Source organism: Streptomyces sp. NPDC107538, assembly GCF_055657445.1.
This window is the reverse complement of record NZ_JBVKAY010000002.1, coordinates 955,220-968,046: the sequence shown is the minus strand read 5'-3', so window position 1 is coordinate 968,046 and position 12,827 is coordinate 955,220. Positions and strand designations below refer to the sequence as shown.

16 protein-coding genes are annotated in these 12,827 nt (G+C 69.5%); 8 read left to right on the top strand and 8 right to left on the bottom strand.

Annotated features, from left to right (window positions below; translation table 11 throughout):
* The first annotated feature begins 37 nt into the window (after positions 1-37).
* From ACZ7MG_RS10210 to ccsB, 5 genes are all read left to right on the top strand, one after another.
* Positions 38-1,333, top strand: coding sequence for a polysaccharide deacetylase family protein (locus ACZ7MG_RS10210; protein ID WP_471385073.1), 1,296 nt, complete (start codon positions 38-40; stop codon positions 1,331-1,333).
* 65 nt (positions 1,334-1,398) lie between these two features.
* Entirely contained in the window at positions 1,399-1,998 is a 600-nt protein-coding gene (locus tag ACZ7MG_RS10205; RefSeq protein WP_471385075.1) for a TlpA family protein disulfide reductase, read from the top strand.
* Between the two features lie 16 nt (positions 1,999-2,014).
* A complete protein-coding gene (locus ACZ7MG_RS10200) occupies positions 2,015-2,782 on the top strand; it encodes a cytochrome c biogenesis CcdA family protein (protein WP_471385076.1) in 768 nt (255 codons plus the stop codon).
* 3 nt (positions 2,783-2,785) lie between these two features.
* Complete coding sequence (gene resB, locus ACZ7MG_RS10195; RefSeq protein ID WP_471385078.1) at positions 2,786-4,678, top strand: cytochrome c biogenesis protein ResB; 1,893 nt, start codon at positions 2,786-2,788, stop codon at positions 4,676-4,678.
* The gene (gene ccsB, locus ACZ7MG_RS10190; RefSeq protein WP_471385080.1) at positions 4,675-5,802 is read left to right on the top strand and encodes a c-type cytochrome biogenesis protein CcsB; all 1,128 of its coding nucleotides are present in this window, start codon (positions 4,675-4,677) and stop codon (positions 5,800-5,802) included. The genes resB and ccsB overlap by 4 nt, the downstream gene beginning before the upstream one ends.
* A gap of 24 nt (positions 5,803-5,826) precedes the next feature.
* Here the strand turns inward: ccsB and ACZ7MG_RS10185 are convergent, their stop codons facing one another.
* Together ACZ7MG_RS10185 and ACZ7MG_RS10180 are read right to left on the bottom strand one after the other, a co-directional pair.
* Positions 5,827-6,207: a hypothetical protein gene (locus ACZ7MG_RS10185; protein WP_471385081.1), complete on the bottom strand. Its 381-nt coding sequence runs from the start codon at positions 6,205-6,207 to the stop codon at positions 5,827-5,829.
* A gap of 8 nt (positions 6,208-6,215) precedes the next feature.
* Positions 6,216-6,725 (bottom strand): SigE family RNA polymerase sigma factor, encoded by a 510-nt coding sequence (locus tag ACZ7MG_RS10180; RefSeq protein WP_471385083.1) that lies wholly within the window; start codon positions 6,723-6,725, stop codon positions 6,216-6,218.
* A gap of 209 nt (positions 6,726-6,934) precedes the next feature.
* Here ACZ7MG_RS10180 and ACZ7MG_RS10175 point away from each other — a divergent pair, with 209 nt between their 5' ends.
* Positions 6,935-7,381 carry a hypothetical protein gene (locus ACZ7MG_RS10175; protein WP_471385085.1) on the top strand — a complete coding sequence of 149 codons (447 nt, stop codon included), beginning with the start codon at positions 6,935-6,937 and terminating at the stop codon, positions 7,379-7,381.
* Between the two features lie 65 nt (positions 7,382-7,446).
* Here ACZ7MG_RS10175 and ACZ7MG_RS10170 read toward each other — a convergent pair whose 3' ends face one another.
* The 3 genes from ACZ7MG_RS10170 to ACZ7MG_RS10160 form a co-directional block, all read right to left on the bottom strand.
* On the bottom strand, positions 7,447-8,415 hold the full coding sequence (locus tag ACZ7MG_RS10170) for a hypothetical protein (RefSeq protein ID WP_471385087.1): 969 nt from the start codon (positions 8,413-8,415) through the stop codon (positions 7,447-7,449).
* 73 nt (positions 8,416-8,488) lie between these two features.
* The gene (locus ACZ7MG_RS10165) at positions 8,489-8,611 is read right to left on the bottom strand and encodes a DUF397 domain-containing protein (protein WP_471946125.1); all 123 of its coding nucleotides are present in this window, start codon (positions 8,609-8,611) and stop codon (positions 8,489-8,491) included.
* Entirely contained in the window at positions 8,574-9,515 is a 942-nt protein-coding gene (locus ACZ7MG_RS10160; RefSeq protein ID WP_471385630.1) for a helix-turn-helix domain-containing protein, read from the bottom strand. The genes ACZ7MG_RS10165 and ACZ7MG_RS10160 overlap by 38 nt, the downstream gene beginning before the upstream one ends.
* 166 nt (positions 9,516-9,681) lie before the next feature.
* Here ACZ7MG_RS10160 and ACZ7MG_RS10155 point away from each other — a divergent pair, with 166 nt between their 5' ends.
* Together ACZ7MG_RS10155 and ACZ7MG_RS10150 are read left to right on the top strand one after the other, a co-directional pair.
* Entirely contained in the window at positions 9,682-9,846 is a 165-nt protein-coding gene (locus ACZ7MG_RS10155) for a hypothetical protein (protein ID WP_471385088.1), read from the top strand.
* Positions 9,843-10,277 (top strand): DUF7848 domain-containing protein, encoded by a 435-nt coding sequence (locus ACZ7MG_RS10150; protein WP_471385090.1) that lies wholly within the window; start codon positions 9,843-9,845, stop codon positions 10,275-10,277. Before ACZ7MG_RS10155 ends, ACZ7MG_RS10150 begins: the two co-directional genes overlap by 4 nt.
* A 168-nt stretch (positions 10,278-10,445) precedes the next feature.
* On the opposite strand, the gene ACZ7MG_RS10145 is transcribed toward ACZ7MG_RS10150, so the two are convergent.
* From ACZ7MG_RS10145 to ACZ7MG_RS10135, 3 genes are all read right to left on the bottom strand, one after another.
* Positions 10,446-10,832 carry a GntR family transcriptional regulator gene (locus tag ACZ7MG_RS10145; RefSeq protein WP_471385092.1) on the bottom strand — a complete coding sequence of 129 codons (387 nt, stop codon included), beginning with the start codon at positions 10,830-10,832 and terminating at the stop codon, positions 10,446-10,448.
* Positions 10,825-11,619 (bottom strand): hypothetical protein, encoded by a 795-nt coding sequence (locus tag ACZ7MG_RS10140; protein ID WP_471385093.1) that lies wholly within the window; start codon positions 11,617-11,619, stop codon positions 10,825-10,827. Before ACZ7MG_RS10140 ends, ACZ7MG_RS10145 begins: the two co-directional genes overlap by 8 nt.
* A gap of 161 nt (positions 11,620-11,780) precedes the next feature.
* Complete coding sequence (locus ACZ7MG_RS10135) at positions 11,781-12,812, bottom strand: hypothetical protein (RefSeq protein WP_471385095.1); 1,032 nt, start codon at positions 12,810-12,812, stop codon at positions 11,781-11,783.
* Positions 12,813-12,827 lie beyond the last annotated feature (15 nt).

The following is a 12,827-nucleotide window of genomic DNA, read 5'->3' as shown; positions in this document are numbered from 1 at the left end:
ACGTGAACCGATGCGTGAGCTGACCAAGGGGGACGCAATGCCCGGAATATCGCGAAGGGGAATGCTCGGGCTCGGCGCGGGCGCGGCGGCGGTCGCGGGGCTGGGGCTGACGGGATGCGGTACGGGACTCGGCGGTGAGCCGAGCGAGGCCGGTGGGTCCGGCGGGGCCGGGGGCGGCAAGAACCCAGGGAAGAAGAAGCCGGGGAAGAAGAAGCCGGGGAAGACCGCGAAGCCGCTGGGTGACGGGTCGACCTCGTACACGGGGAAGCAGCCCCACCAGCCGGAGAAGCCGCGGGCGCTGGCGCCCGGCGAGACGCCGCCGCAGTTCGTGGTGTTCTCCTGGGACGGGGCCGGGGATGTCGGCAACGGTCTTTTCGAGCGCTTCCTGAAGGCCGGGCGGGATCATGACGCCCATATGACGTTCTTCCTCTCCGGTATCTATCTCCTGCCGGAGTCGAAAAAGCGCGTGTACCTTCCGCCGAACAATGCGCCGGGCGCGTCCGACATCGGTTATCTGACGGACGAACACATCAAGTCGACACTGGGGCATGTGCGCACGGCGTGGCTCGACGGTCACGAGATAGGCACACATTTCAACGGCCATTTCTGCGGCGGCAGCGGCTCGGTCGGCAATTGGACGCCGAAGCAGTGGCGCAGCGAGATCGACCAGGCGAAGTCGTTCGTGAAGGAGTGGAAGACCAACAGCGGGTGGACCGACGTCGAACCGCTGCCGTTCGACTACGACAAGGAGCTGATCGGCGGCCGTACGCCGTGTCTGCTGGGGCAGGAAAACCTGCTGCCCACCGCGCGCGAGCTGGGCTGGCGCTACGACTCCTCCTCGCCCGGCGGCCTCCAGGTCTGGCCCAAGAAGAAGGAGGGCATCTGGGATCTGCCGCTGCAGTCCGTGCCGTTCCCGGGCCGGAGCTTCGAGGTCCTGTCGATGGACTACAACATCATGTTCAACCAGTCGCAGAACTCCACCCAGGCCCCGCCCGCCAACTACCCGGCGTACCGCACCCAGGCGACCGGCGCGTACGTCGCCGGGTTCCAGCGCGCGTACGAGACGAACCGGGCGCCCCTGTTCATAGGCAACCACTTCGAGGAGTGGAACGGCGGGGTCTACATGGACGCCGTCGAGGAGGCGCTGAAGCACATCGCGCGGGCCAAGGAGAAGGCCAAGGACGGGGAGATACGGATCGTGTCCTTCCGGCAGTTCGTGGACTGGATGGACGCCCAGACGCCGGACGTCCTCGCCAAGCTCCAGACCCTCGGTGTGGGGCAGCGGCCGACGGGGAGCTGGAAGGAGTTCCTGGGCGCCGGAACAGCCGCCTGACCTGCTCGTCCAGGGGGCGGCGACCCCGCCGTAAGCCCCCGAAACGGGCATGCGAAACTTTTCACATGAGTGTCCGTACGAGCCGCAGTCGTGCCGCTTTGCTCTCCGCCGGGGCCGCCGCCCTGGCGCTGACGCTGTCCGCCTGTGCGGGCGGGGGCATCGAGGGCGGTGGCGGTCAGACCGGGTTCATCACCGGCTCCGACGGCATCGCGACGGTGAAGAAGGGCGACCGGGACACCGCGCCCGACCTCTCCGGGAAGACCATCGACGGCGAGCAGCTCGACCTCTCCTCCTACAAAGGCAAGATCATCGTCCTGAACGTGTGGGGCTCCTGGTGCGCGCCCTGCCGCGCCGAGGCCCCCAACCTGGCGAAGGTCTCCGAGGACCTCGCCGGCCAGGGCGTGCAGTTCGTGGGCATCAACACCCGGGACACCAGCACCCGGCCCGCGGTCGCCTTCGAGGAGCAGTACAAGGTGAAGTACCCGAGCCTGTACGACCCCACGGGCAAGCTGCTGCTGCGCTTCGAGAAGGGCTCGCTCAATCCGCAGCTGATCCCCTCCACACTGGTCGTCGACCGGGAGGGGAAGCTCGCGGCGCGCACCCAGCAGGCGCTGAGCGAGGAGAAGCTGCGCAAGATGCTCGAACCGATCCTCGCGGAGAAGTGACGTGACGGTGTCGGGAATGTCCGCGCTCACCACGACCGCGGCCGAGCTGAACGAGACCGTCGCCGACGGGGCCCTGCTGCTGGCCCTGCCGATCGCCGTACTCGGCGGCCTCGTCTCCTTCTTCTCGCCCTGTGTCCTGCCGCTCGTGCCCGGCTATCTGTCGTACGTCACCGGCGTCGGCGGCACCGATCTGGCCGACGCCCGCAGAGGGCGGATGGCGGCCGGGGCCGGGCTGTTCGTGCTCGGGTTCACCTTTGTGTTCGTGTCCAGCGGCGCTCTCTTCGGGTACTTCGGGCAGACCCTGCTGGAGTATCAGAGCGTCCTGACCAAGGTGCTCGGCGGGCTCATGATCGCCATGGGTCTGTTCTTCATGGGCCTGATGCCCTGGTTCACCCAGCGCGAGTTCCGCTTCCACACCAAGCCCGCCACCGGGCTCGTGGGCGCCCCGATACTGGGCGCGCTCTTCGGTATCGGCTGGGTGCCCTGCATCGGCCCTACCCTCGCCTCGGTCAACGCTCTCGCCCTCGACCAGGCCAGCGCCGGTCGCGGGGCCCTGTTGATGGTGGCGTACTGTCTGGGGCTGGGCCTGCCCTTCGTGCTCGCCGCGGTGGCCTTCCGCAAGGCGCTCGGCGCCTTCGCCTGGGTCAAGCGGCACTACGCGTGGGTGCTGCGCATCGGCGGCGGGATGATGATCACGATCGGACTGCTCATGCTGACCGGCGCCTGGGACCGCATCATTCAGGAGATGCAGGTCTGGTCCGCCGGCTTCACCCCTGGGATCTGAGCGATGACGACGACCGACTCCGGCCGCGAGGCCTCCGGCGAGCGAGAGAACACCGCCGAGCGCACCGGCGACGGCACGGGCCGCCCGGCCGACGACGGCGACCTCGGCGCCGCCGGATCGCAGCTGTCCACCGCCCCGCAGGAAGACGCCCCCAACCTGCCCTCGCTGGGTGTGATCGGGTGGGCCCGCTGGTTCTGGCGGCAGCTGACCTCCATGCGGATCGCGCTGCTCCTGCTCTTCATGCTGTCGCTCGCGGCGATCCCCGGCTCCCTGATCCCGCAGTCCGGGCAGGACGAGACCAAGGTCGCCGACTTCATGGAGCGGCACGACACCCTCGGGCCGGTCTACGAGAAGCTCGGGCTGTTCCACGTCTACAGCTCGGTGTGGTTCTCGGCGATCTACATCCTGCTCTTCGTCTCCCTCATCGGCTGCATCGTGCCCCGCACCTGGCAGTTCGTCGGCCAGCTGCGCGGCCGTCCGCCGGGCGCGCCCAAGCGGCTGACCCGGCTGCCCGCGTACACGACCTGGCGTACGGAGGCCACGCCGGAGCAGGTGCGTGAGGTCGCGCTGACGACGCTGAAGAAGCGGCGGTTCCGCTCGCACCTCGTCGGGGACGCGGTCGCCGCCGAGAAGGGCTACCTCCGGGAGGCGGGCAACCTCGCCTTCCACATCGCCCTGATCGTGATGCTCATCGCCTTCGCCTGGGGCCAGCTCTACCGCTCCGAGGGCAACAAGCTGATCGTCGAGGGCGACGGTTTCGCCAACACCCTCACGCAGTACGACGACTTCAAGTCCGGCAACCTCTTCACCGCCGAGGACCTCAACCCCTTCAGCTTCGACCTCGAGAACTTCCGCGGCACGTACGAGGTCAGCGGGCCGAACAAGGGCACCCCGCGGATCTACGAGGCGTCCATCGACTACGCGGTCGGCGCCGACGGCAAGGAGCGGTCGACCAAGATCGAGGTCAACAAGCCGCTGGAGATCGGCGACTCGAAGGTCTATCTCGTCAGCCACGGCTACGCGCCCGTGATCACCGTGCGGGACGCCAAGGGCAAGGTCGTCTTCAACGACGCGGCGCCGCTGCTGCCGCTGGACTCCAACGTCACCTCGTCCGGCGCGATCAAGGTCATGGACGGCTACACCAACGCCAAGGGGGAGCGGGAGCAGCTCGGCTTCCAGGCCTTCTTCCTCCCTTCGTACGGCGGTAAGAACACGGCGGTGGTCTCGCAGTTCCCCGCGCTGCTGAACCCCGTGCTCAACCTGGAGCCGTACCACGGGGACCTCGGGGTCGACTCGGGTGTGCCGCAGAGCGTGTACCGGCTGGAGAAGCGGAAGCTGAAGGCGTACAAGGACTCCGAGGGCGCGCAGGTACGGGAGAACCTGAAGCCGGGGGAGACGATGACGCTGCCCGGGGGGAACGGGACGGTCACCTTCGACGGGGTGAAGGAGTGGGCCGGGTTCCAGGTCACGCAGCAGCCCGGGAGCGGGTGGGCGCTCGGGGGGGCGATCACCGCGATCCTCGGTCTTGCCGGGTCGCTGTTCATCCAGCGGCGGCGGGTGTGGGTGCGGGCCGTGGCCGGGGCGGACGGGGTGACCGTCGTGGAGATGGCGGGGCTTGGGCGCAGTGAGTCGGCGAAGGTGCCGGAGGAACTGGGTGACTTGGCCGCGCTGGTGCATGAACGGGCTCCGAGTGTTGGTGAGCTTGCTTCCGATGGTGAGCCGGCTGCTGCCGCTGAGGTCGACGGCGGTGACGCTGACCGGCGCTTGCAGGGTGCCGCCGCGCCCACCCTCCCCCACTCTCGGCTTCGCTCGAGCGGGGGGACCCCCATCGCCCCAGCGGCACGATTGCCCGCAGACAGCGCAGACTCCGAGACCGAAGGGACTGAGAAGCCGTGACTCTCGCCGCCGCGACGAACGAGAACCTCGCGAATATCAGCAACACGCTGATCTACTCCGCGATGGCCGTGTACACCCTGGCCTTCTTCGCGTACATCGCCGAATGGCTCTTCGGGAGCCGGAGCAAGGTGGGCCGTACGGCTGCCGCGCTGACCGCCGACACCAAGGACGCGAAGGACGCCAAGAAGGCGGACGCGCCCGCGGTGACGGTGAAGTCGGCCGGTGGGACGAGCGTGCTGGAGCGGCCGAAGGTGGTCGTGCGGGCCGCCGCCGGTGCCCGGGACGTGCCGGACGGGCCCGGCGCCCACGGCGGGGACGAGCAGGGGGACCTCTACGGCCGTATCGCCGTGTCCCTGACCGTGCTGGCCTTCCTCGTGGAGTTCGGCGGGGTGCTCACCCGGGCGCTCTCGGTGCAGCGGGCGCCGTGGGGCAACATGTACGAGTTCAACATCACCTTCTCCACCGTGGCCGTGGGCGTGTACCTCTCGCTGCTCGCGCTGAAGAAGAACATCCGCTGGCTCGGGCTTCCCCTCATCACGACGGTCCTCCTCGATCTCGGTCTTGCCGTCACTGTCTTGTACACCGCCAGCGACCAGTTGGTTCCCGCCCTCCACTCGTACTGGCTGTACATCCACGTCTCCACCGCGATCTTCTGCGGCGCGGTCTTCTACGTGGGCGCGGTCGGCACGATCCTGTACCTGTTCAAGGACTCCTACGAGAGCAAGCTCGCGAGCGGCGGCCGGCCCGGCCGGTTCGCGACGTCCGTGATGGAGCGGCTGCCCGCGTCGGCGTCCCTCGACAAGTTCTCGTACCGGGTCAACGCCGCCGTCTTCCCGCTGTGGACGTTCACGATCATCGCGGGCGCGATCTGGGCGGGCGACGCGTGGGGACGGTACTGGGGCTGGGACCCCAAGGAGACCTGGTCGTTCATCACCTGGGTCTGCTACGCCGCGTATCTGCACGCGCGGGCCACGGCCGGCTGGAAGGGCCGGAAGGCCGCGTACATCGCGATCGCCGCGTTCGCCTGCTGGCTGTTCAACTACTACGGCGTCAACATCTTCGTCAGCGGCAAGCACTCCTACGCGGACGTGGGCCTGGCGGCGCTCCGGTCCGTAGGAGCCTGACCGCCCGAAGTACGCGGCGGTCGCCTAAGGCGTGTGAGCGGGCTCGGCCCCACCGGTCGAGTCCTCCTCAGCCGCCCCTCCGCCAGTGGCCGTGCCGTCCGCGGGCTGCGCGCGGCCGTCCTCCGGTGCGGCTGTGGTCGGGCCGGGCGTCGCGGGGGGAGTGGCGGCCGGGGCGACGGGCCGCGGACCGCGTCCGGCGTCCGACCCGGACAGGGTGGTGGCCACGGCGACCGTGCAGGCCACGACCGTGAGGGTGCTCGCCGCGGCGAGCACCACGCGACGGCGCCGGATGCGGCGGCCACCGGTCACGGCCGCGTCGACGACGCTGGGCAGAGGCGGTTCCGGCCGCGCGCCGAGGAGTTCCTGGAAGGCGGCGTGCAGGGCGTCGTCGTCGCGCTCGTCCATGTCCGGCCTCACCTGACCGTCCCTTCCGTGTTCATGTTCTCGACGATGACACGCAGTCGGGCGAGCCCCCGGGCGCTCTGGCTCTTCACCGTCCCCGGACTCACCCGTAACGCGTGTGCCGTCTGTTCGACGGTCCAGTCCTCCCAGAATCGCAGGACCAGCACGGCCCGATAGCGGGGCGACAGCTCCATGAGCGCCTCTCGCATCATCATGTGCAACTCCGGTGCGACCGGCACGGTAGCGGAACGATGGGGCGGCTCGCTCATCGGCTCCTCGCGCCAGCCTCCCTTGCGCTGCTGGTCGATGAAGGTGCGGGTGAGGATGGTGCGCGAGTAGGCGTCCACGTTGCCGTCCCGGCGGACCCGTCCCCAGGCCGCGTAGAGCTTCATCAGGACGGTCTGGGTCAGGTCCTGCGCCTGGTACCAGTCCCCGCACAGCAGGTAGGCGCTGCGCCGGAGTTGTGCCTGCCGTGCCTCGGCGAACTCCCGGAACTCCCGTTCCCGGACTGCTTCCCTCACTCTTGCTGACCTCCGCTTGCGCGTCATCCTGCCGGTCGTACATACGGGGATCCGGCCTGCGGGGTTGCATGGCGCGGCCAGAAGATTTCTTTCGCCGCCGCGTGCAACCTGTTTCTTCCCACGCCCGTACTTCTGTCTCACGAGGGCTTCCGCGTTGCCATGCGGCGGCCCGCGACCGAGACAACTGGCCCCCGAACAGAGGAAGTTCGTTGAAGCACCGCAAGATCTCGAAGAACCGCCGTCGGCTGTACAGCATCGCCGCCGGAACCGTCCTGGCCGCCGCGGGCACGGCCGGCATCGCCTCGGCCTCGGCCCACGACACCGTCGCGGTGACCCCGGATTCCCACTCCGCCACCCCAGTCGGCAGCGGCGCGGAAGAGGCCCACGGGGCGGAGGAAGCCCACGGGGCGGAGGAAGCCCACGGGGCGGAAGAGGCGTACGGCGCGGAGGAGGCCCACGGAGCCGAGGAGGCGTACGGCGCGGAAGAGGCCCATGGCGCTGAGAAGGCGTACGGCGCGGAAGAGGCCGGTGGTGCGGAAGTGGCCTACGGCGCGGAGGAGGCCGGAGGGCCGGCGGAGCCGGCTACGCCCAATGCCAGGGACAGCCGGCCCCTCTCGGAGTTGACCCCGGAGGAGCTGGCGAGCGCGGCGGGCTGATCCGCCGAGGATCACCCACACCTCCCGGGGCCGGGCACGTGACCGGCCCCGGGAGGCGTACTCGCTCAGCCCGCCTTCGCGATCCCCGTGCAGGCCGCACCGATCGCACGCGGAGTGGCGTCGGAGGACAAGTGAGGCAACGCGAGCAGCAGCGCATGGGACGACGGTGTCCTCCCCGGCGTCCAACCGCTCTCTTCCGTCACCTCCGGCAGCGTCCGGCGCGCCGCGTCGCGCAGCGCCGGGTGATCCGGCCCACGGAGCGCCGCGAAGAACACCACCGGGTCCGCGACCCCCTCGGCCCGCTCCCGCAACACCGACTCCATCAGCCGCCGCCCGGCCGTTTCCTGGACGTTGTCGATCAACACCACCGGCCGTCCCACCCGGGGCGCGTCCAGGTCCGCCAGCAGTGCCCGCACGAGATACCGCTCGGCGTGCGTACGAGGGGCTCCGCCCGCCCTGAAGTGACGCGACAGCAGGACCAGACCGAGTTTCGGGTTGCCGCCGGCCTTCGGGTAGTCGCGGTACCAGACCGCGCCCTTCTTCAGCCGCCGACGCGAGGGAGACAGACCCTCCGAGACCGTTTCCAGCGCCGCCTCGATGATCGCCTCGACCACCGGGCTCCGATCCGACATCGAGGCGACCAGCTTCACGGTCACCTTGGCTCCGGTGCCGCTCAGCAGCAGTATCCGTTCCGCCACTTCCCTGATCCGAGGCAGATCCCGGTCGCCCCAGCCCCCGGCCGCGACCGCCAGCAGCCCCGACGTCAGCCGGGGGAACGTGATCCGTCCCGTCCGCGTCACCGGCTCCGCCAGTTGCTCCGCGATCGCCAGCAGCGCCTGGTATGCGGGCGACCACGACTCCGCCGGCTGGTCCGGGGGCGGTCGGTCGAACTGGGTCTCCTCCCCGTCGATCAGGGCGACGGGGTTACGGCCCCGGTACGTCTCCCGCAGCTCCCGCAACGCCGTGCTCTTGCCGAGCCCTCGGGCGCCCGCGAGCACGACGAAGGGGAGTTGCTTTGGTGTTGCCGTTGTCATAGCTGCTGTGATTATCAACAGCTGTGGAGGGAGGGGCAGTTGTTTCGGAGTACGGCGAGGACTGCCCGTTCGCTTACGACTCCGACCGTACGGCGCCTATGAAAGAGAGCCAGGCGGTTCGGTTGATGACCAGTACGGGGCCGTGGGGGTTCTTGCTGTCACGGACGGGGAGGGGTCCGGGGAAACCGGGGGCGATTTCGATGCAGTCGCCGCCGTCCTCGCCACTGTGGCTGCTCTTGATCCAGATCGCCGCGCTCAGCTCGAACCTGTCCATGCTGCTCGTACCCCTCCATCACGTTGCTGATCAGGGCAGCAGACTCACGGGCTGACGGAACGTCCGCCCTGAGCACATCATAAATCCGGCTGCCGACGGCGTAGAGCGCCGGATCGTTGATGAAGTGGCCACGGCCCTGCGACTCCGAGTAGATCCACCGCTCATCGGGCAGTTCGATCAGGGACATGGAGACCCTGGGGCGAACGAGCCCGTAGATACCTGCGGGGGCCACCTGGATACGGATGTTGGGGCGCTGCCCGACACTGAGCAGATGCGCGCACTGCTCACGCATGATTTCCGGGCTCCCGACCGGGTTGCGGAGACAACTCTCGTCCAGGATCGCGATGTACAACGGGCCGTTGTCGGCCAGGAAGCGCGGCTGGCGGCTCATCCTCGCCCGGACGCGTTCGTCCAACTCGTCGCCGGTCGAGACTCGGGAGAACAACGCGTGTGCGTAGCCCGGAGTTTGTAGCAAGCCGGGGATGAGCTGCTCCTGGTAGGCCCGCAGGGCAACCGCCTGCTCATCCAACTCGACCCTGCGTGCGAACCAGTCCGGATGCTGAACCTCCGGATACCAGTCGACCTTGGCCCACATCCGGGCCAACACCCCACCCGTGTCCAGTACTTCATCGCACCGCTTCGCGAACTGATCGCTCGGCACCCTCGTGCCCGCCTCGATCTTCGCCACCTGCGACCGGTCGCACGGGATCTTCCTCGCCAGCGCCTCCTGCGTCAGGAGCGCCGCCTCGCGGTAGTGCCGCAGCACCTCGCCGAACAGCACCGAACTCCCGGTCCCACCGGCACCTTCCGCGTTCCGCCTGGTCATGACGTCCCTCTCGTGCTGTTCGTGGCAAAGGCCCATTGCCACACGTCGCGCGTTGATTGCGACCGTTCCCATCGGCGACGCTATGTACACCCAGAGTGACGAACAGGGCTGTGGAGTGCGCGTGGAACCAGAAGGGCAGCTTGTCTACGATCCGCGGACGCGGCGCGTGGGGGAGTACCGGGACAGAGTCGGGCCGTACGCGCTGCTGCGTCCCGTCGGTGGTGGCCGGGAGTGGGAGGCCGACCCGGCGACGCTGCGGCCGGCGACTCCGGCGGAGCGGATCGGGGCGCAGCTGAGAGCGGCCAACCGTCGTACGAAGAGGAGGGTGTGACGTTGCGTCAACGTGAGCCCCAGGGGCCGCCACCCGTTCCGGTGACCGGTTGCATCGCGTGTGCCGAGTTGGCCGTACGGCGGGACGAGGCGCGGGCGCGCTACGACTGGAGCGCGGAGACCGACGCGAACGTGCTGCTCCGGCAGCATCAGCGACGGGAGCACACGGCGGCCGGCGCGGTCCGCCCGCGCCGCGTGTTCCGGTACGTGCCGTACGTCATCACGCAGGACGCGACGGCCGAACCGGAGTACGAGGCGCGGTGCGTCTCGGGCGACGAGGCGGAGTGCGGCGCGGAGTCGGGCGTACGGAGCGATCCGGCGGCCGTGGAGGAGTGGCAGCGCCAACACACCCAGCAGACCCGGCACCTGCGCTACCGGCGGAGCTTCGGGGACTACGCCGTGCTGGAGCCGCTGGAGGAGGTCCCGTCGTGAGGGCGACGGGGCGTCGTCCCTCGGTGTCGGGCTGGCCGTGGGCATGCTGATCGGTGTCGCCGTCGGGGTCGCTCTGGGAGTGGCCGTCTTCGGCAACCTGGCGTGGGGAATGGCGTTCGGCAGCGGCGTGAGTGGGGTCCTCGGAGTCACCTTCCGGAGAGGGCGGCTCTAGGGCCGGTCCGGGCCCAGTGCGTCGCGGACGGCGGTCAGGATCGCTTCGGTGTCGGCGCCCAGCGCGCGGGCCGAGGCGGTGAAGTCGCGGGCGAGGGTGGCGAGTTGGGCGGTGTACGAGCGGGCGGGGCCCGTTCGGGGCGCCGCCACCCGGGTGCCGGCGCCCCGGCGGGTGCGGACCAGTTCGCCGGCCTCCAGCTCGCGGTAGGCGCGGGCGACCGTGCCCGGTGCGAGGCCGAGGTCCGTGGCCAGCTGACGTACCGTCGGCAGCCGTTCGCCCTCGGCCAGCCGGCCGGTGACGATCAGCGCGGCGAGCTGCGCGCGGATCTGCTCGTACGGCGGGACCTGGCTGGTGGTGTCGACGCGTACGGCGGCCTCAGTCATCGTCGGACGACCCCTCTGCCGCCGCCTCGTTCTCGACCGCGCGGGGGGCCACGACCGTGACCAGGGACCAGGCGACGGTGAACACGTTCAGCAGGGCCAGCGGGTAGAACACCCAGAAGGTGAGCGCGCCCAGCACCCCGGCGCAGCCCGTCTCCGTCAGCGAGACGGAGATCATCAGCACCGCGTACAGGTGCTGGCTGGACACCAGCAGGCCCCAGGCCCCGGTGACCGCCCACGCGCGGTCGTGGCGCTGCTGTTCCCCGCCCGGCCCGTGCGCGATGCGGCGCAGCGCCCAGACGCAGGTCGGGGTCGCTATGGCGAGCGCGCCGAACATCGGGAGGCTGTAGTACAGGCCGGGCCAGGGGCCGAGGGTGGCGCGCATCCCGTTGCAGGTGATGTCGACGACCTTGCCGGTGATGAACATCCGGTCGGGGTCGACGGACGCGGTGGCGGCCGTGATCACCAGCAGGACGACGAGGGACAGTCCCTGGAGGACGATCAACGGGCCCATGTGCGGTGGCACATGGTCTCTGACCAGGCGCGGGGCGAGACTCGCGGTGCGCACCGCCTCCTGCGGGCGCAGGGTGAGCGCGTCGGCGAGCAGGACGCCGGCCACCGCGCACAGGCCGAAGGCCGTCAGGCAGAACACGACCCGCTGTTCGAACTCGATGTGCCCCAGCGTGGACAGCGCCTGCGCGAGGACGAGACCGATGGCCAGCCCGGACCAGCGGGCGTAGTGGTCGGCGTGGTCGAGCAATCGTTGCTGGAGCGGGGCGGTGTCGAGCATGCGGAGATCCCCCCGGATCATCTTGTATCAAGCAGTGAGTACAAGATGCCGTGGCCGGGATCTTGTGTCAAACACTCGATACAAGATGACGCGAGGGGGAAGACGGGTTTCGGGGCGAGGGGGTTCCCTGGTGGGGAGGGGTGGGGCGGCCGCCCTGCCGACTATCCCCGGGCTGTCGCGGCGCCGGAGCGGGTGGGCTGCGGCGCGGGTGCCGTCGCCGACTGGCTGGGCTGGGGGGTCCGGGCGTCGGGACGGCTCGGGGCCTTGCCCTGCGGGGCCAGCAGGTCGCTGTTCTGGGTGCTGACCTGCTGGAGGTTGCGGCCCCGGCGCAGTTCGTTGATCTCGTCCTGCATGGCCTTGAGCGCGTTGCGCGTCTCCGACCTCTCGTCGTCGAACTGCTTCTGGACCTGGGCGAGCGCACTCATGTGGAACGCGTTCCACCCGTTGAAGGCGTTGTTGAACTGGTGCCGTATCGCCGCGTCGCGGATGTTCACCTGCTGGGCCCGGTACTCCTGGAAGGCCTGGAAGCCGGCCGTGGCCACACCGACCATGACGGCGATGACCGCTCCGACGGCCGCCGCGGGCGCGGTGGCGAGGAGGCCACCGGTGACGACGCCCGTGAGCACCGCTCCGACGGCCATCAGCGAGATGTTGCGCAGGAAGTGGGACGTCACGCTCAGGCACCGGCCCCGGCACTTGTTCACCTTCTGCAGCTCGGTGGTGACGGCTTGCACCTTGTCCAGGGCGTTCCGGGTGCGGGACAGGTTCACGCCCCTGGCCTTGAGTTCGCTGAGGGAGTCCTCAAGTCGCGTGATCTCCCGCGCGACCATGTCCCGGTCCCCCTGTCTCCTGATGTCCCAGCCCGTCAGGTTCTTGATCTGGGTGACGGACTGGTTGAGCTTGTTGTTGATGTCGTTGAGGGACACCGGAGCGTTGGGGTTCACCTTCATGCCCGGGAAGTCGACGGTGAAGCTGGTCGACTCCCCGAAGGGGCCCCGGTAGCCGATATGGGCGTACTGGTTCTTCTCCAGGACGAGTGAGAGCCGGCCGGCCTGGGTCTTCGTCTCGGCGGAGGCCGGGAGGGTCGAGAGGTAGGTGGCTCCCGTCACGAGGACGGCGACCGCCGTACCCAGTGCCACGCCGTTCCGCTTCCTGCCGTGCCGCCGCTTGCCGGGTGTCAGAGCGTGTGTCATGTCGACCTCACTGTC